At 64.3% G+C, this 16,400-nt stretch carries 16 protein-coding genes; 9 read left to right on the top strand and 7 right to left on the bottom strand.

Translation table 11 applies throughout. The features are described from left to right. The first annotated feature begins 66 nt into the window (after positions 1–66). On the top strand, positions 67–834 hold the full coding sequence (gene surE / locus Q7T45_RS20595) for a 5'/3'-nucleotidase SurE (RefSeq protein WP_304873109.1): 768 nt from the start codon (positions 67–69) through the stop codon (positions 832–834). A 14-nt stretch (positions 835–848) separates the two neighbouring features. Here surE and Q7T45_RS20590 read toward each other — a convergent pair whose 3' ends face one another. Beyond that, positions 849–1,226: a response regulator gene (locus Q7T45_RS20590; protein ID WP_304873108.1), complete on the bottom strand. Its 378-nt coding sequence runs from the start codon at positions 1,224–1,226 to the stop codon at positions 849–851. A 261-nt stretch (positions 1,227–1,487) separates the two neighbouring features. Here Q7T45_RS20590 and Q7T45_RS20585 point away from each other — a divergent pair, with 261 nt between their 5' ends. From Q7T45_RS20585 to Q7T45_RS20575, 3 genes are all read left to right on the top strand, one after another. Beyond that, positions 1,488–2,138, top strand: coding sequence for a protein-L-isoaspartate(D-aspartate) O-methyltransferase (locus tag Q7T45_RS20585; protein WP_304873106.1), 651 nt, complete (start codon positions 1,488–1,490; stop codon positions 2,136–2,138). A 250-nt stretch (positions 2,139–2,388) separates the two neighbouring features. After that, positions 2,389–3,738: a peptidoglycan DD-metalloendopeptidase family protein gene (locus Q7T45_RS20580; RefSeq protein WP_304873105.1), complete on the top strand. Its 1,350-nt coding sequence runs from the start codon at positions 2,389–2,391 to the stop codon at positions 3,736–3,738. Between the two features lie 288 nt (positions 3,739–4,026). Then, positions 4,027–5,526, top strand: a complete 1,500-nt coding sequence (locus tag Q7T45_RS20575) for a DHA2 family efflux MFS transporter permease subunit (protein ID WP_304873103.1) — start codon at positions 4,027–4,029, stop codon at positions 5,524–5,526. Between the two features lie 159 nt (positions 5,527–5,685). Here Q7T45_RS20575 and Q7T45_RS20570 read toward each other — a convergent pair whose 3' ends face one another. Continuing rightward, the gene (locus tag Q7T45_RS20570; protein ID WP_304873101.1) at positions 5,686–6,657 is read right to left on the bottom strand and encodes an ATP-binding protein; all 972 of its coding nucleotides are present in this window, start codon (positions 6,655–6,657) and stop codon (positions 5,686–5,688) included. A 180-nt stretch (positions 6,658–6,837) separates the two neighbouring features. Between Q7T45_RS20570 and yajC the strand changes: the two genes are divergently transcribed. From yajC to Q7T45_RS20545, 5 genes are read left to right on the top strand one after another with little or no spacing between them, the layout of a single operon-like run. Then, a complete protein-coding gene (gene yajC / locus Q7T45_RS20565; protein ID WP_304741492.1) occupies positions 6,838–7,209 on the top strand; it encodes a preprotein translocase subunit YajC in 372 nt (123 codons plus the stop codon). A gap of 42 nt (positions 7,210–7,251) precedes the next feature. Beyond that, the gene (gene secD / locus Q7T45_RS20560) at positions 7,252–8,853 is read left to right on the top strand and encodes a protein translocase subunit SecD (RefSeq protein WP_304873099.1); all 1,602 of its coding nucleotides are present in this window, start codon (positions 7,252–7,254) and stop codon (positions 8,851–8,853) included. A gap of 14 nt (positions 8,854–8,867) precedes the next feature. Beyond that, complete coding sequence (secF, locus tag Q7T45_RS20555) at positions 8,868–9,869, top strand: protein translocase subunit SecF (RefSeq protein ID WP_304873097.1); 1,002 nt, start codon at positions 8,868–8,870, stop codon at positions 9,867–9,869. A 2-nt stretch (positions 9,870–9,871) separates the two neighbouring features. Beyond that, positions 9,872–10,255: an Mth938-like domain-containing protein gene (locus Q7T45_RS20550; protein WP_304873095.1), complete on the top strand. Its 384-nt coding sequence runs from the start codon at positions 9,872–9,874 to the stop codon at positions 10,253–10,255. Then, positions 10,252–11,112 (top strand): phytoene/squalene synthase family protein, encoded by an 861-nt coding sequence (locus Q7T45_RS20545; protein WP_304873093.1) that lies wholly within the window; start codon positions 10,252–10,254, stop codon positions 11,110–11,112. The genes Q7T45_RS20550 and Q7T45_RS20545 overlap by 4 nt, the downstream gene beginning before the upstream one ends. A 112-nt stretch (positions 11,113–11,224) precedes the next feature. Here Q7T45_RS20545 and Q7T45_RS20540 read toward each other — a convergent pair whose 3' ends face one another. From Q7T45_RS20540 to Q7T45_RS20520, 5 genes are all read right to left on the bottom strand, one after another. Further along, positions 11,225–12,361 (bottom strand): serine/threonine protein kinase, encoded by a 1,137-nt coding sequence (locus tag Q7T45_RS20540; RefSeq protein ID WP_304873091.1) that lies wholly within the window; start codon positions 12,359–12,361, stop codon positions 11,225–11,227. 7 nt (positions 12,362–12,368) lie between these two features. Continuing rightward, entirely contained in the window at positions 12,369–13,802 is a 1,434-nt protein-coding gene (trmFO, locus tag Q7T45_RS20535; RefSeq protein ID WP_304873089.1) for a methylenetetrahydrofolate--tRNA-(uracil(54)-C(5))-methyltransferase (FADH(2)-oxidizing) TrmFO, read from the bottom strand. Between the two features lie 107 nt (positions 13,803–13,909). After that, the gene (locus Q7T45_RS20530) at positions 13,910–14,062 is read right to left on the bottom strand and encodes a DUF1127 domain-containing protein (protein ID WP_304741478.1); all 153 of its coding nucleotides are present in this window, start codon (positions 14,060–14,062) and stop codon (positions 13,910–13,912) included. A gap of 401 nt (positions 14,063–14,463) precedes the next feature. Then, complete coding sequence (locus tag Q7T45_RS20525; protein WP_304873087.1) at positions 14,464–15,279, bottom strand: lytic transglycosylase domain-containing protein; 816 nt, start codon at positions 15,277–15,279, stop codon at positions 14,464–14,466. A 102-nt stretch (positions 15,280–15,381) separates the two neighbouring features. Next, the gene (locus Q7T45_RS20520) at positions 15,382–16,302 is read right to left on the bottom strand and encodes a DUF2189 domain-containing protein (RefSeq protein ID WP_304873085.1); all 921 of its coding nucleotides are present in this window, start codon (positions 16,300–16,302) and stop codon (positions 15,382–15,384) included. Positions 16,303–16,400: the final 98 nt, after the last annotated feature.

The following is a 16,400-nucleotide window of genomic DNA, read 5'->3' as shown; positions in this document are numbered from 1 at the left end:
GGTTTGCCTCGGCCGCGATAGCCGGATAAGAGGGCATATCGACCGTGATGGAAGGCCCTCAAGCGCATGCGAATTCTTTGCACCAATGACGACGGAATCCATGCGCCCGGCCTGAAGATCGTCGAGCAGATCGCGCGTGCGCTGTCCGAGGACGTCTGGGTGGTGGCGCCGGAGCTCGATCAGTCCGGCGTGTCGCATTCGCTGTCGCTGAACGATCCGTTGCGGCTGCGCGAAGTCGGCCCGCGGCATTTCGCGGTGCGGGGCACGCCGACCGATTGCGTGATCATGGGCGCGCGCCACATCCTGGGCGCCACCATGCCGGATCTCGTGCTGTCGGGCGTCAACAAGGGCCGCAACGTCGCCGAGGATGTCGTCTATTCCGGCACCATCGCGGGCGCGCTGGAAGGCACGATCCTCGGGCTCCCATCATTCGCGCTGAGCCAGGAATTCAGCCTGGAGACGCGCGACAAGCCGCTGTGGGAAACTGCGCTGAAATTCGGCCCGCAAATCCTGCGCAAGGTGATCGACGCCGGCGTGCCCAGGAACACCGTGATCAACGTCAATTTTCCGGCCTGTGCGCCCGAAGAGGTCAGGGGCGTGCGCGTGACCCGGCAGGGCAAGCGCAATCTCGGTTTTCTCAAGGTCGACAAGCGCCATGACGGCCGCGGCAATCCTTACTTCTGGATCGGCTTCGAACGCGCGGCCATGATGGATACGCCGGCCGAAGGCACCGATCTCGCCGCTTTGGCGGCGCGCTATGTTTCGGTGACGCCACTGCGGCTCGACCGCACCAACGATGAGTTTTCGGAAGCGCTGACGGCGACGCTGAAATAACGGCGAGTGATGCTCTAGACCGTCGCGCTTTTCAGCGCGGCGTCGATCATCTTGGCCAGGGTTTCGAGCTGGAAGGGCTTTTGCAGTGCCGGGCGGTCGCGATATTCCTCCGGAAGACCCGAGGAGCCGTAGCCGGTCGCGAAGATGAATGGACGGTTGCGCGCCTTGATCAGTTCGGCAACCGGCGAAATCACCTTGCCGTTGACGTTGACGTCGAGAATGGCGAGGTCGAAATGGGCGGACTGCGCCAGCCTGATCGCCTCGTTGATCTCGCCGGCCTCGGCCGCGACGGTGTAGCCCAGCTCCTCCAGCATGTCGGCGACCATCATCCTGATCATGACCTCGTCCTCGACGAGAAACACTGAACCCCGCGGGAGCCGCGTCGCAGTCATGATGATGTCCTAGCCCGTCCCACGGTAAAGATCGCAAATAACGCTGTCAGGCGCAATGTCAACGTGCACCACGCCACCCGCGCCGTTGCCGGCCATGGCAGGTTGCACGGCTGGTTGATTGTCCGGTCAGCCAACGCCAAGCTAGCACGCCGGGTTCCCTGACGGGAACCTGGATTGGCAGAGAAACTTGCATTCTATATTGCATCGAACTGTCCGGCCGGGGCGCGCTAGGGTGCCTCGGTAGAGCCCTGCGAGTCCGAGATGCCCATCGTTCAAGAACCGCCGGAAAAGATGACGTTTCAACTCAGCCTGCGGCGGCGCGGGATCAGCGATCAGGCGGTGCTGCGCGCCATGGAGGCGATACCGCGCGACGTCTTCGTCGAGCCGGCCGATCGCGCCTACGCCTGGCGCGACAGCGCGCTCGGCATCGCCTGCGGCCAGACCATCAGCCAGCCGTTCGTGGTGGCTTACATGACCGAGCAACTGCAGCTGCAGAAGCATCATCGCGTGCTGGAGATCGGCACCGGCTCTGGATACCAGGCTGCCATCCTGTCGCGGCTCTGCGGCCATGTCCTGTCGATCGAGCGCTACCGGACGCTCGCCGACAGCGCCCGGGCGCGGCTGGAGAAGCTCGGATGCAACAATGTCGAGGTGCTGCTGGGGGACGGCTTCGATATCCCCGCCGGCGCCGGCAATTTCGACCGCATCATGGTGACGGCGGCGATGGAGCTGGTCCCCGAGGCGTTAACGCAGCGGCTGGAGCCCGGCGGCATCCTCATTGCCCCGGTCGGGCCGCATCAGGGCACCCAGACCCTGATCCGCCTGACCAGGACGGAGGCCGGTCTGGAGCGCAAGGCGCTGGTGGACGTGCGGTTCGTGCCGGCGCTGCCCGGGATCGCCCGCGAACTGTAGCTCATTTCCCCCTCATCCTGAGGAGCATCGCCAACGGCGATGCGTCTCGAAGGATGGCATCAGGCACGGTGCCAGATGGTTCGAGACGTGCGTCCCGGCGGCGCAAGTGCTGCCCGGACGCACTCCTCACCATGAGGGAGTTAAGGCTGGATCGGCTGTTCCGCCAACGTCTTATTCTCAGGGTTAAGCGGTTGTTTACTGGGGACGTGTTTACTCAAATCAGTAATTTGTTGCGTACGAGTGAGTAACCATGTCCCGTGTCGTCGAGTTGCTTTACTCGCGTCGCGTTCCGCACGTCGCGGCGCTGGCGCTGATGTCATTTGGGTTTGCCGGCTGCAGCGCCGACATGCAGACGCGGCTGTCGCAAAACAACCTCTCCAATCCCTTTGCGTCACAACCGGATACTACCAGCGCGGTGCGGACGCCCGCGGTCGAACGTCGCGAGCTGCCGCAATATTCCCGCCCGCAAGCGCAATACCAGTCACAGCCGCTGCCGCCGCCGATCTCGGCACCGCAATCCTATCCGACCGCGCATTCCGGCGTGTCCGGGGGAGGGCGCGGTCTGTCCTCTTATGCGCCGCCGACGCATCAGCCGCTGGAGACAACGGCTACCGTCGCCCCGCGCTCGGTCGCGGCCGTTCGCCCGCCTGCTCAAGCCGGCACCACGATCATCGTCGGCACCAGCGACACGCTCGATACATTGTCGCGCCGCTACAACGTTTCCTCCGCCGCGATCCTGCAGGCCAATGGCTATAAGGGACCGCGCGCACTGTCGCCTGGCCAGCAATTGATCATTCCGCGTCAGACCGCGGCTGTTGCTGCGCCTGCACCGGCCGTGGCGGCGCCTGCAAGCAAGCCTGTTGTGGCTGCCGCGCCGACGGTTCATGTCGTCAATCGCGGCGACACCTTGCTCAGCATCGCGCGTCGCAACAAGGTGACCGCCGCGGAACTCTCCAGGGCCAACGGTCTCGACTCCTCGTCCAGACTCAAGCTCGGTCAGAAATTGACCGTGCCCGGCGCAAAAACCGCGGCGGCGGGACCTGCTGCCCAGCCGGTTGCCGTGGCTGCCGCGCAGCCCGGTACATTGGCGGCGCCGGTCACCCGAACGATTGCATTGGGCCCGCAGCCGCAAAGCGCGCGGCTCGCTTCGGCTACCGCCAAGGTCGAAGAAGCGCCCGCGGCTGAAGCGCCTGTCAAAGCCAGTGAAGCAACCGGCGCGCTGCCGACGTTCCGCTGGCCGGTACGCGGCAAGGTGATCACGAGCTACGGCGCCAAGACCAACGGCAAGGCGAATGACGGCATCAATCTGGCGGTGCCGGAAGGCACGCCCGTCAAGGCGGCGGAAGATGGCGTCGTCGCCTATTCCGGAAATGAACTCAAGGGTTACGGCAATCTCGTTCTGGTTCGGCACTCCAACGGTTACGTCACCGCATATGCCCATGCGAGTGAACTGATGGTGAAGCGCGGCGACACGATCAAGCGCGGCCAGATCATTGCCAAGTCGGGTCAGTCGGGAGAGGTGGGGTCGCCGCAGCTCCACTTCGAGATCCGCAAGGGATCTTCACCGGTTGACCCGCTTCAATTCCTCAACGGGGCGTGAGGCGACAAGTCTTCCGGCACAGGCTGCTCGAGCCGAGGCGCCGCGGCGTACCGGGTCCCTCGCTTTCGCGGGGGATGACGACGGACTGTGACGCGACAGTCGCGGTTCCCGCCAGCCGTGCGGGCGTAGTGGTGTACATTTCCACGCCGGTCGGCTACTTCCCTGACCATTAGGCCTGCCGTTGCCGGCCTCGGTTTTTACAGTTCTCAGCGCTTCGCTTATGCGGTCAGCAAATTTGCTGAAACCGCCTCAGACGCGCCGCGTGAGACAATGATTGCGCGACATCACATGATCTGGCGCACGACTTCGGCAAGGATTGCCACCTGGTTCGGCTTCGTCCTGATGTGCCTCGGCATGTTCATGGCGATCCTCGACATTCAGGTGGTCGCGACTTCGCTGCCGGCGATCCAGCATGCGCTCGCGATCTCGCCCGATGCCATGAGCTGGATCCAGACGGCGTATCTGATCGCCGAGATCACGGCGATCCCGCTGACCGGCTGGCTGACGCGCGTCCTCACCCTGCGCTGGCTGTTCGTGATCGCCATCTTCATCTTCACCGTGACGTCGGTCGGCTGTGCCTTCTCTACCAATTTCACGTCGCTGGTGTTCTTCCGCATCCTTCAGGGTTTTGCCGGAGGCACGCTGATCCCCGCCGTGTTCTCGGGCATCTTTCTGTTGTTTCCGGCGCGGGCCCATCCGATTGCCGGCACCATCGCCGGCATCATGGCCGTGCTGGCGCCGACGATCGGGCCGGTGGTCGGCGGCTGGATCACGCACCATTATTCGTGGCCCTGGTTGTTTCTGGTCAATGTGGTTCCAGGCGTCATCGCGGTGATCGCGACACCATTCCTGTTGCCGCGGGGCAGGCCCCGACTGAACCAGCTGAAGCATTTCGACGCAATGTCGCTGGCGCTGATGGCGGTGGCACTGGCGAGCCTCGAGATCGGCTTGAAGCAGGCGCCGCACAATGGCTGGTTCTCCGCCGTCTGCTTCGGTCTGTTCGCGCTTTGCGCGGCCGCAACGACGGCGTTCGCCATGCGAACGCTGAAGGCGGTGCAGCCGATCGTCGAACTGACGACGCTGAAAGTGCCGTCGTTTGCGGTCGGCTGCGGGCTCAGCTTCTGCCTCGGCGTCGGATTGTTCGGCGCGGTCTATCTGATGCCGGTATTTCTCGCCTATGTCCGGCAGCACGATCCTCTGCAGATCGGCTCGATCATGCTGGTGACGGGAGCAGCCCAATTGGTGGCCGCGCCCATCGCCGGCGCGCTGGAGAGCCGGGTCAGTCCGCGCTGGCTGTCGGCGTTTGGATTTACGTTGTTTGCCGTCGGCCTCGGCATGAGCGCGTTCGAAAGCCGCACTGCCGATTTCGACGAGATGTTCTGGCCCCAGGTCCTGCGCGGCTTCGCGGCGATGTTCTGCCTGCTGCCGCCGACCAGGATGGCGCTGGAGAGGTTGCCGCACAAGCAGGTGCCGGACGCCAGCGGCCTGTTCAACATGATGCGAAACCTCGGCGGCGCGGTCGGCATCGCGTTGATCGATACGGTGCTTTACGGACGCACCAGCGGACATGCCGAAGCCATCCGCCAGCGCCTGATCGCGGGTGACGTCACGGCCGCGCAGGCGATCGGGCTCGACCGGATTCCAACGGATCTATCCACGGCTGCTTCCATGATCGAGCAGGCCGCCTTTGCGACCAGTGTCAATGAAGCCTGGGCTCTGCTGGCCGCGGTGGCGGTGCTCGGGCTGCTGATCATTCCGCTGGCGCGGTCGGAACGGCCCGCCGATTAGCTTTCACGACGTTCCCCCGACGTAGCGCCATTGGCGGTGCGCTGCTGATCCGGGGGCCATCTTGAACCCGGTGGGTCCCGGCTCTGCGGAGCAGCGTGCCGGACGATGCTTCGCATCGCCGGGAGGACGCTGCACCGCGTCCGGGACACGTATCAGCGGTCAGTCCGGCTTCAGCCGCACCCCGAGCCGTCCCGCCAGTTCCTGCGTGAACTGCCAGGCCACGCGCCCCGATCGCGAGCCGCGCGTGGTCGACCATTCGAGCGCCTCGCGCTCGAGTTCGGCTTCCGCGAGCTTGATACCGAAATGGGCGCAATAACCCTTCACCATCGCAAGGTATTCATCCTGGCTGCAACGATGGAAGCCGAGCCAAAGGCCAAAACGGTCCGACAGCGAGACCTTCTCCTCGACCGCTTCGCCGGGATTGATCGCGGTCGAGCGTTCGTTCTCGATCATCTCGCGCGCCAGCAGATGCCGGCGGTTGGAGGTCGCGTACAGGATCACATTGTCGGGGCGGCCCTCGATGCCGCCCTCCAGCACCGCCTTCAGCGACTTGTAGGAGGCGTCGTTGCCGTCGAACGACAGATCGTCACAGAACACGATGAAGCGGAAATCCGAGCGGCGCAGCCTGTCCATCAGCGCCGGCAGGCTCTCGATGTCCTCGCGGTGAATCTCGACCAGCTTCAGGCGTCGCGCCGGCTTGCGCTCGAGGTTGATATTGGCATGCGCCGCCTTCACCAGCGACGACTTGCCCATGCCGCGCGCGCCCCACAGCAGCACGTTGTTGGCGGGCAGGCCGTCGGCGAAACGCTCGGTGTTTTCGATCAGGATATCGCGTACCCGCTCGATGCCCTTGAGCAGGCCGAGCTCGACCCGGCTGACACGCGGCACCGGCGCCAGCCGTCCATTCGGGTGCCAGACGAAGGCGTCGGCGCTGCCGAATGAGGAGGCCTCATTCGACGCCGGCGAGGCGGCCGCGAGGTGCGCCACGATGGTTTCGAGCGCGCGCGCGATCCGCTCGTCGGTGGCCTGTTTTGGCGGGGCCGGCGGGCGTTTTGTCGCGGGCTTCGCCGATTTCCGCTGGCCAGCCCGGGAGGCGGCGCGAGACCCTGTTTTGCTGGGCTTTTTTGACATCTTGGGGGTTCCTGACGACGCACCCATATCGGGCCTTGCGGAAGGCCGCAAGCGGGCCAAATGAGGGGGCTGGCAGCGTTGCAATTGGGGCGCTGGCCGCTATAGTCCGCGCGAATTTGACCGAACCGGCCCGACGCCGATGGGTCGCTGGTTTACCCCCGTTTCACGAGGATTGTCCGAATGCTGATTACTCCTGCGTTTGCCCAGGCCGCGGCCGGCGGCGATACCAACAGCATGTTGATGTCGCTGCTGCCGTTCGCGCTGATCTTCGTGATCATGTACTTCCTGATTCTGCGGCCGCAGCAGAAGAAGGTGAAGGACCACGCCGAACTGGTGAAGAACATCCGCCGCGGCGACACGGTCGTCACGTCTGGCGGCCTGGTCGGAAAAGTGACCAAAGTGGTCGACGACGACCAGATCGAGTTCGAGATCTCCGACGGCGTCCGCGTGCGGCAGATGCGGCAGATGATTTCCGGCGTGCGCGCCAAGGGCGAGCCGGCGAAGGAAAAGGCCGAAACCGCCAAGGACAAGGACGAGACGTCCGCGAGCTAGCTTCTTGCGCGCCGCATGCTCCTGATTTGACGGGTCAACTCGATGCTGTATTTCTCGCGGTGGAAGACGCTGGCGATCATCCTCACGGCGCTGATCGTATGCCTTTGCGCCGTTCCGAACTTCTTTCCCGAAGCGCAGGTCAAGACCTGGCCGCTCTGGGCGCAGCGCCATCTGGTGCTGGGCCTCGATCTGCAGGGCGGTTCGCACCTTCTGCTCGAGGTCGACGCCAATGCGGTCAAGAAGGACAAAGTCGACCAGGTGCGCGATGATGTTCGCCGTGTGTTGCGTGAAAACAAGATCGTCTACACCGGGCTCACGGCCCGCACGGATTACGCCGAGGTCCGCATCACCAAGGAAGGCGACCTGCCGACGGCGCTCACCAAACTGCGCGAGTTATCGCAGCCGCTCGGCGGTTTGCTCGGGTCCAGCGGCCAGCGCAGCCTCGAAGTCAGCGATGCCGGCGGCGGTCTGATCCGGCTGACCGTGCCGACGGCGGCCGTGACCGACCACGTCAGGAAGGCCGTCGAACAGTCGATCCAGATCGTCGAGCGCCGGGTCAACGAACTCGGCACCGTGGAGCCGCTGATCCAGCGCCAGGGGCTGGACCGCATCGTGGTGCAGGTGCCGGGACTGGGCGATCCGTCACGCCTGATCGACCTGTTGGGCAAGACCGCGAAAATGGATTTTCGCATGGTCGATGCGACGATCTCGCCGGATCAAGCGGTGGCGGGAAGTATTCCGCCGGATTCGGAGCTGCTGCAGAGCACGGAGGCGGGCAGGCCGCCCGAGGTTATCAAGAAGCAGGTGCTGGTTTCCGGCGGCGACCTGACCGACGCTCAGCCCGGTTTCGACCAGCGTTCGGGCGAACCGATCGTCAGCTTCAAGTTCAATACGTCGGGCTCGCGCAAGTTCTCGCAAGCGACCTCCGAAAATGTCGGGCAACGCTTTGCGATCGTGCTCGACAACAAGGTGATCTCGGCGCCCGTCATCCGCGAACCCATCACCGGCGGGTCGGGTCAGATTTCCGGCAGCTTCACCGTGCAGTCGGCCAACGATCTCGCCATTCTCTTGCGCGCCGGCGCACTGCCGGCGCCGTTGAAGGTCATCGAGCAGCGAACCGTCGGACCCGGGCTTGGTCAGGATTCGATCCAGAAGGGTGAACTCGCCGCCTATGTCGGCTCGATCCTGGTCATCGTTTTCATGCTGCTGACCTACCGGCTGTTCGGCGTGTTCGCCAACATCGCGGTCGCCATCAACGTGGCGATGATCTTCGGCATATTGTCGCTGCTGAACGCCACGCTGACGCTGCCCGGTATCGCCGGCATCGTGCTCACCGTCGGTATCGCGGTGGACTCCAACGTGCTGATCTATGAGCGCATCCGCGAGGAATTGCGCGGCGGACGTAGTGCGATCAACGCGATCGATGCCGGCTTCCGGCGCGCTTTGTCGACGATTCTGGATTCCAACATCACCACCTTCATCGCCGCCGCCGTCCTGTTCTTTATCGGCACCGGGCCGGTGCGCGGCTTTGCCGTGACGCTCGGCATCGGCATCATCACCACGGTCTTTACCGCGTTCACGCTCACCGCCCTGATCGTGGCGGCCTGGGTGAGATGGAAGCGGCCGCAGACCGTGCCGATCTAGGGAATGCATCCGCTGTGACAAATCTCGTTCTCATCGGACTCGGCGTCCTGATAGCCGTGCTGACGGTGGTCGCCTGCTTCGGCTGGCTGCCGTCGCTGCGCATCGTGCCCGACGACACCAAGTTCGATTTCACCCGCTTTCGCCGTATCAGCTTTCCGATTTCGGCGCTGCTCTCGATCGCCGCGATCGTACTTTTCTTCACCCACGGGCTGAATTTCGGCATCGACTTCAAGGGCGGCACGCTGCTGGAAGTGCAGGCCAAATCAGGGACGGCCGATATCGCCTCGATGCGGGCAACGCTGGGCGGCCTCGGGCTCGGCGACGTTCAGCTGCAGCAGTTCGGCGGGCCCGCCGACGTGCTGATCCGCGTGGGCGAGCAGCCCGGCGGTGACGCCGCTCAGCAGGTGGCCGTGCAAAAAATCCGCGGCGCGCTCGGCGAGGCCGTCGAATACCGCAGGGTCGAAGTGGTGGGTCCGCGGGTATCCGGCGAATTGCTGGCCAAGGGCATGCTGGGCCTGATGCTCGCGATCTTCGCCATCCTGATCTATCTCTGGTTCCGGTTCGAATGGCAGTTCGCGCTCGGCGCCATGATCGCCAACGTCCATGACATCGTTCTCACCATCGGCTTCATGTCGATCAGCCAGGTCGATTTCGATCTCACCAGTATCGCGGCGCTGCTGACGATTTTGGGCTATTCCCTCAACGACACCGTCGTGATCTACGACCGCATCAGGGAAATGCTGCGGCGTTACAAGAAGATGCCGATGCCGGAATTGCTCAACGAGTCCATCAACTCGACGCTGTCGCGCTCGATCATCACGCACGTCACCGTGACGCTGGCCTTGCTGGCGCTGTTCATGTTCGGCGGCCATGCCATCCACAGCTTCACCGCCGTGATGATTTTTGGCGTCGTGCTGGTCGGCACCTACACCTCGATCTTCATCGCGGCACCGATCCTGATCTATCTCGGCGTCGGGATTAACCGGGACGCGCCGGAAAAACCGTCCAGGAAGTGACGATGCCGGCTCCGTCGGACGCTCCGCATCTTCCGAGATCGGCGCCGATCGAGGCCTACGGCAAGGGCGGCTTCGCCTTTGCCGAGATGTCGCACCGCGGCTCGCTGCTGTGCCTGCCGGATGCGATCTGGGCCTGGCCGGTCGCCCGGCCTGAGGAGATCGACAGGGCCTCGCTGGCCCGCGTATTTGAAGCGGCTGGTGGCATCGATACCCTGATCATCGGCACCGGTACCGGCGTCTGGCTGGCTCCAACCGCGCTGCGTGATGCCCTGCGCGCGGTGAGGGTGATGCTGGACACGATGCAGACGGGCCCCGCGATCACCACCTACAACATCATGATCGGTGAACGCCGGCGCGTCGCGGCGGCGCTGATCGCGGTGCCATGAGCGGCGGGGAGGGCAACCGGGAATCCGCGGCCTTCTGCGCTGATCTCGTGCGCAGCCATGATTTCGCCCGCTACGCCTCCACCCTGTTCATGCCGTCCGACCAGCGCCGCGCGCTGCTGGCGATCTATGCCTTCAATGCCGAAATTTCCCGGGTGCGTGAGCAGGTAAGCCAGCCGCTGCCCGGTGAAATGCGCCTGCAATGGTGGACCGACACGTTGGCGGGCACGAGCCATGGCGGGGTCGAGGGCAATCCGGTGGCGGCTGAACTGATGCTGGCGATCCGCAGCTGCCGTCTGCCGGTCGAGCGGTTGTCGCGGCTGATCGACGAGCACCAGCTCGATCTCTACAACGATCCGATGCCGACCATGGCGGCGCTGGAAGGCTACATCAACGATACCGCGTGCGCGCTGCTGTCGCTCGGCGCCGGAATCTGCGGCCGCCAATCCGATGAGATCGAACACCTCGCGCGCCATGCCGGCCTGGCGCAGGGCATCGCCCAGGTGATGGCCGCGCTGCCGCTGGATGCGTCACGGCGCCAATTGTTTGTGCCGCTGCAACTGCTGCAGCAGCACGGCGTCGGGATGGAAGAGGTGTTTGCCGGCAAGGAGACGCCGAAACTGCGCGCGGTGCTGGATCAATTGATCGCCGAGGCGCGGGGTCATCTGAAGACGGCGCTTGCGTTGCTGTCGCAGGTGCCGTCGGAGGTAAGGCCGGTGTTCCTGCCGCTGGCGCTGGTCCGCTGCGACCTGCAGCGGATGTCGCGGGCGGACAACGATCCATTCAAGCCACACGTCACGTCGCGGTTGCGGACGCTGTGGACGTTGTGGCGGGCGTCAAGGTCGCGGGAGTTCTCATAAGCTTAGGGGAGTGCACTACGTCGCGCCATCCCAGGTCGTCATCCCCGCGCATGCGGGGATCCAGTACGCCGCGGCCTCTCGATCGAATCTCAGGCGCCTCTGGAATACTGGGTCACCCGCCTTCGCGGGTGATGACGTCCGTTGCGTGTGTTGGCGTTTGCGCCAAATCACCCGCCTCGAAATTGAACCGGTCCCGCAAGTTCTTCCGCGACTCCAGAATGCTTTTCAAAAACGCGCGGTCGGCGTCGCCGGCTATCATCGGCTCGATCAGATCGAGCTGGTTCATCGCCACGAGTTGCAAAATCTCGGTGCGGGGCTTGCCGGCGGCATCGCGCGGCAGCGCCTGCACCACCTGGATATGTTCCGGTGGTTTGGGGCCCTTGGCGGCGGTGAGCTCGCTGCGCAGTCGTTCCTCGAGCGCGGTACCATCGGCTTCCACAAACGCATAAAGCCCGACGCCGGTGCGGCGGTCGGCGAAGGCGACGATGGCGGCATCGCGGACATCAGGATTTTTCCGGATCAGTTCGAGCAGAACCGGCGCGTCGTTGACCAGCCGCCGGCCGCCGCCCTCGCGGTCGGTAAAATTGAACAGGCCGCGGGTGATGGCGCGATAGACCTTCTTGCCGGTCATCAGCCAGAGGCTCGCGACAGCCGATTTGCGCGCGAGGATCTTGCGCTCGCTTGGCGTCAACGCCTCCGGCGCGTAACTGCGCTTGTGTTTGAGGAGATGCCGCAGATCCTCATAGGCCGCGATCCGGAACAGCTTGCTGCGCGATTTGAAGCAGGCCGCGAGCTGGAAGTCAGTGACATAGGCACGGCCATCGGTGCCGCGCAGCCAGTTTTGTTCCTTGGCGAGATCGTTGTGGCAGATGCCGGCGCGATGCATTTTCCGCAACGCGTGCTTGGCGGAGCGAAAATAGGCGGCGTCGCCGTGCGGCTTGGCCATTTGCAGCGCCACGCCATTGATGAAGCCGCGCACCAGCGCCTGTTTGCCGGCCCACAACAGTTCCGGCCCGACATCGAGGTTGCGCGCCAGCGCCAGCGCGCGGGCCTCGCGTCCGAACAGATGACGCGCCGGCAGCCAGGACCACCAAGGCACCTGATCGAGCCGGCGCAGCACGGCGTCGACTTCGCCGGCATCCCCTCGAAAGCGGCCGCGCTCGACGGTTGAAAACACGTCGCGCTTCAATAGCACGCCTTCGGTCCAGCGCGCCGACAGCACGGCGGCGTCTTCTTTCGGTAGACTCATGAAATGCTCACGCCGCCGCTGCAACGCGTAAGTGATCGGCTATCCAGCGATCGAGATCCGACAGCGCCCGGGCGCTCATCGCCTGCTTCTTGGCCACGGTCTTTTCGTTGCCGCGCAATCGGGTGCCGTCGGGCTTTTTGGTGGGAGCGCTGGCCAGCGGCGGAAACAGTCCGAAATTGATGTTCATCGGCTGGAACGAGCGCGGGCCGGCATCGATGGTCTCGATATGGCCGCCGGTGATGTGGCCGAGCAGCGACCCCAGCGCCGTGGTCGAAGGCGGCGGCGCCAGCGATGCGGCGCGGGCATCGGCGGCGGCGTAGAGGCCGGCGATCAACCCGATGCTGGCGGATTCCACGTAACCCTCGCAGCCGGTCATTTGTCCCGCGAAGCGCAGCCGCGGCTCGGCGCGCAACCGCAGCTGCGTGTCCAGCAGTTTTGGCGAATTCAGGAAGGTGTTGCGGTGCAAGCCGCCGAGCCGGGCAAATTCGGCATTCTCGAGCCCGGGAATGGTGCGGAACACGCGCTGCTGGGCGCCGTGCTTCAGTTTGGTCTGGAAGCCGACCAGATTGTAGAGCGTGCCGAGCTTGTTGTCCTGGCGCAGCTGCACGATGGCGTAGGCCTTCACGGTCGGATCGTGCGGATTGGTAAGCCCGACCGGCTTCATCGGCCCGTGGCGCAGCGTTTCGCGGCCGCGCTCGGCCATCACCTCGATCGGCAGGCAGCCGTCGAAATAGGGGGTGTTGGTTTCCCACTCCTTGAAGTCGGTCTTCTCGCCTGCGATCAGGGCGTCGACGAAGGCGTCGTACTGCTCCTTGTTCATGGGGCAGTTGATGTAGTCGGCGCCGGTGCCGCCGGGGCCGACCTTGTCGTAGCGCGACTGAAACCATGCCGCCGACATGTCGATGGAATCGCGGTGCACGATCGGCGCGATGGCGTCGAAGAACGCCAGCGCGTCCTCGCCGGATAGCTCGCGGATGGCTTCCGCGAGCGGGGCGGAGGTGAGGGGGCCGGTCGCGACGATGACATTGCCCCAATCGGCCGGCGGCAGGCCGCCGACCTCGGTACGGTCGATCTCGATCAGGGGATGTTCGTTGAGGGCCTTGGTGACGGCGGCGGAGAAGCCGTCACGGTCCACCGCCAGGGCGCCGCCGGCGGGCACCTGGTTGGCGTCGGCGGCCCGCATGATCAGCGAGCCCAGCCGGCGCATTTCGGCATGCAGCAGCCCCACGGCGTTGTTGGCGGCATCATCGGAGCGGAAGGAGTTGGAGCAGACCAGCTCGGCCAGGCCATCGGTCCGATGGGCCTCGGTCATCCTGACAGGGCGCATCTCGTGCAGGACCACGGCGACGCCTGTATTAGCGACCTGCCAGGCCGCTTCCGAGCCGGCGAGGCCGGCGCCGATGATGTGGACGGTTTCAGTGGGAGATTTGCTGGCGTTCATGGCCGAGAGAGGTAGCGCGTTTTCGGGCCAAGTGGAATGCACAGCCGATACGACAACGCCCGCAGCGAGGCGGGCGTTATCCGTTCGTCAGTCAGCTGAGAAACGAATCAGCCGTTATAGGTACCGGCTGCAACGCGCGGAATGTCCGAGCGATCCAATCCGATATCGGACAGTTCGCGATCACTGAGCTGGGACAATTCGCTGACATTGCGCTGATAGTCCCGGAACGCCTGGATCATGCGGATGAGCGAGAGCAACATGGGGTAGTCTCCTTGTATCTACGATTCAGCTCTTGGAGGAAGCCTCATCGTTGAAATGAATATAGAAGAACATACCGCAGTGCAGAAGTTCCGATGTTGCGGTGCAGCTAGGTGAAAAACGCATGGCATTGGTAAGAATCGATTAACCTTTCAAAAGGCGCGGAAGCGACTGGCCGTCACGCCCAAGATGTTAGAATACTCCGATTTTATCACGGGATTGTCACAAAAGACCCACCGAGTTTTGGGTGATCGAGGGGCACGAGATCCAACTTTGCACATGCGATGAGCTCGAAAACAGCGTGCACAAGGCTTGATCAGGACGGTACACGCATGCGTGATTCGCATGCAGCTTCATGCCTGATTATGAATATAAAATCACTTCTTGTGCTTGGCAGGCTAAACTAGGGTGCCCGGGAAAGCTGGGTCGCGAAGTCAGCGATCGTCTTCGAATAGACCTCACTCTTGTTCCATTGCTGGATCACCGCGAAATTGGCGCTGCCGGCATCCCAGCCCTTGCCGCGCTGCCAGCCATGGCCGGCGAGAAAATTGGCGGTCGACGCCAGCACATCCGGGGCGCTGCGCAGCAGGTCGCGGCGGCCGTTGCCGTCGAAATCGACGGCGTATTTGATCCAGGATGACGGCATGAACTGGGTCTGGCCGAGTTCGCCCGCCCAGGCGCCGCGCATTTCGGATGGCGCGAGATCGCCGCGCTCGACGATGCGCAACGCGTCCATCAATTCGGCCCGGAACAGCTCCGGGCGCCGGCAGTCGTAAGCCAGCGTCGCCAGCGAGCGCAGCGTCGGGAATTTTCCGATGTTGGCGCCGTAGTCGGTCTCCAGCCCCCAGATCGCCACCAGCACTTCGCCCGGCACGCCGTAGTCCTTTTCGATGCGCGAGAGCAACGAACCATACTGCTTCAACATGTTGGCGCCGCGCGTAAGCCGGGGAGGGATCATGCGGCCGGAGAATTCCTCAAAACTCTGGCTGAAGACGCGCTGCGATTGATCGCGGGAGAGCACGTACTTGTCCAGCGTGACGCCGCTCAAGCCCGATGAGAGGGCGGACTGCGAAATTCCCTTGGCCGCGGCTTCGGTCCTGAAGTCGCCGAGCCACGCCTCGAAGCTGCCGGTGCCGCAACTCGCCGCCAACGCGGCTGCGGTCGGCGTCAGCAGGACGGCGCCGAGCGCGATGGCTCGGAACAGATATCGAAAGCTCATGTCTTGAAGTTTCGTCGGTAACCTCGGCCAAAACAAGGCTTCGGGCAGCGCCGACATGTCAAGCCGCCGGTCAACAATGGCCGACGGCTTGATGGCGCTCTGCTATGCGTCGTTCTTGCGCTTCCACGGGAACAGGTTGGCCGGGAAATCCGCCGCCGGACGGCGCTCGCGATGCGGGCGGGGCGGCAGCGGTTGCGGATTGAGTTCAGGCACGACCACCTTGCGGTAGAGGTGCCAGGTGGCATGGCCGAGCAGCGGGATGACGATGGCGAGGCCGAGGAAGAACGGCAGCGGTCCCGCGACCAGCAACACCGCGACGATCAATCCCCATGCCGCCATCGGCACCGGATTGCGGGCCACTGCGCGCAGCGAGGTGACCATGGCGTCGCCGACACCGGCGTGACGCTCGAGCATCAGCGGGAATGAAACCACGCTGACGCACAGCGCCACCACCGCGAACAGGAAGCCGACGCCGCAGCCGACGACGATCAGCCACCATCCCTGCGACGTCGTCAGCACGCGCCGCGCGAAATCCGGAATCCCGGCCGCGGCCTCGTAACCGAACGCCGCGACATAGATCGCCTGCGCGGTTGCCACCCAGACCACGAACAGCGCCAGCAGCAGCGTGCCGAGCCCGAGCATGGCGCCGAACGACGGCGAACGCAGCACCTCGACCGCATCCCATGCGGAGGCCTGTTCGCCGCGCTCACGGCGGCGGCTCAGTTCATAGAGACCGAGGGCCGCGAACGGGCCGAGCAGGGCAAAGCCGGCCGCCAGCGGAAACAGCAGCGGCAGAACGGAATAGCCGAGCACGGTGCGCGCCAGCACCAGTCCGAGCACCGGATAGATCACACAGAGAATGATGGCGTGGCTGGGCACGGCCTTGAAGTCTTCCCAACCGAGTCGCAGTGCCCGCTGCAGGTCGGACAGGCCGATGGTTCGGATGACGGGGGCGGCTGCGCTATCTTCTGCAGCCAGCGGCGTGGCATTGCCGGGAGCATTGCCCGGATATGGCGTGGCCATGGTCGTCGTCTCCCTTGTGTGACAGCCGGATGTCACGCCGTTGCGGGCGCTCAGGCCGTCTTTTCGAAAACGATCACGATCAGGGCCAGACGCGAAGA

The sequence above is a fragment of the Bradyrhizobium sp. genome (assembly GCF_030646015.1).
Lineage (GTDB): Bacteria > Pseudomonadota > Alphaproteobacteria > Rhizobiales > Xanthobacteraceae > Bradyrhizobium.
The sequence above is the reverse complement of the archived record's forward strand: the minus strand, read 5'-3'. Positions and strand labels throughout refer to the sequence as shown.

Coding starts and splice junctions, on each gene's coding strand:
- surE (WP_304873109.1), top strand. CDS start 67: ATGCGAATTCTTTGCACCAATGACGACGGAATCCATGCGCCCGGCCTG.
- Q7T45_RS20590 (WP_304873108.1), bottom strand. CDS start 1,226: ATGACTGCGACGCGGCTCCCGCGGGGTTCAGTGTTTCTCGTCGAGGAC.
- Q7T45_RS20585 (WP_304873106.1), top strand. CDS start 1,488: ATGCCCATCGTTCAAGAACCGCCGGAAAAGATGACGTTTCAACTCAGC.
- Q7T45_RS20580 (WP_304873105.1), top strand. CDS start 2,389: ATGTCCCGTGTCGTCGAGTTGCTTTACTCGCGTCGCGTTCCGCACGTC.
- Q7T45_RS20575 (WP_304873103.1), top strand. CDS start 4,027: ATGATCTGGCGCACGACTTCGGCAAGGATTGCCACCTGGTTCGGCTTC.
- Q7T45_RS20570 (WP_304873101.1), bottom strand. CDS start 6,657: ATGTCAAAAAAGCCCAGCAAAACAGGGTCTCGCGCCGCCTCCCGGGCT.
- yajC (WP_304741492.1), top strand. CDS start 6,838: ATGCTGATTACTCCTGCGTTTGCCCAGGCCGCGGCCGGCGGCGATACC.
- secD (WP_304873099.1), top strand. CDS start 7,252: ATGCTGTATTTCTCGCGGTGGAAGACGCTGGCGATCATCCTCACGGCG.
- Q7T45_RS20550 (WP_304873095.1), top strand. CDS start 9,872: ATGCCGGCTCCGTCGGACGCTCCGCATCTTCCGAGATCGGCGCCGATC.
- Q7T45_RS20545 (WP_304873093.1), top strand. CDS start 10,252: ATGAGCGGCGGGGAGGGCAACCGGGAATCCGCGGCCTTCTGCGCTGAT.
- Q7T45_RS20540 (WP_304873091.1), bottom strand. CDS start 12,361: ATGAGTCTACCGAAAGAAGACGCCGCCGTGCTGTCGGCGCGCTGGACC.
- trmFO (WP_304873089.1), bottom strand. CDS start 13,802: ATGAACGCCAGCAAATCTCCCACTGAAACCGTCCACATCATCGGCGCC.
- Q7T45_RS20530 (WP_304741478.1), bottom strand. CDS start 14,062: ATGTTGCTCTCGCTCATCCGCATGATCCAGGCGTTCCGGGACTATCAG.
- Q7T45_RS20525 (WP_304873087.1), bottom strand. CDS start 15,279: ATGAGCTTTCGATATCTGTTCCGAGCCATCGCGCTCGGCGCCGTCCTG.
- Q7T45_RS20520 (WP_304873085.1), bottom strand. CDS start 16,302: ATGGCCACGCCATATCCGGGCAATGCTCCCGGCAATGCCACGCCGCTG.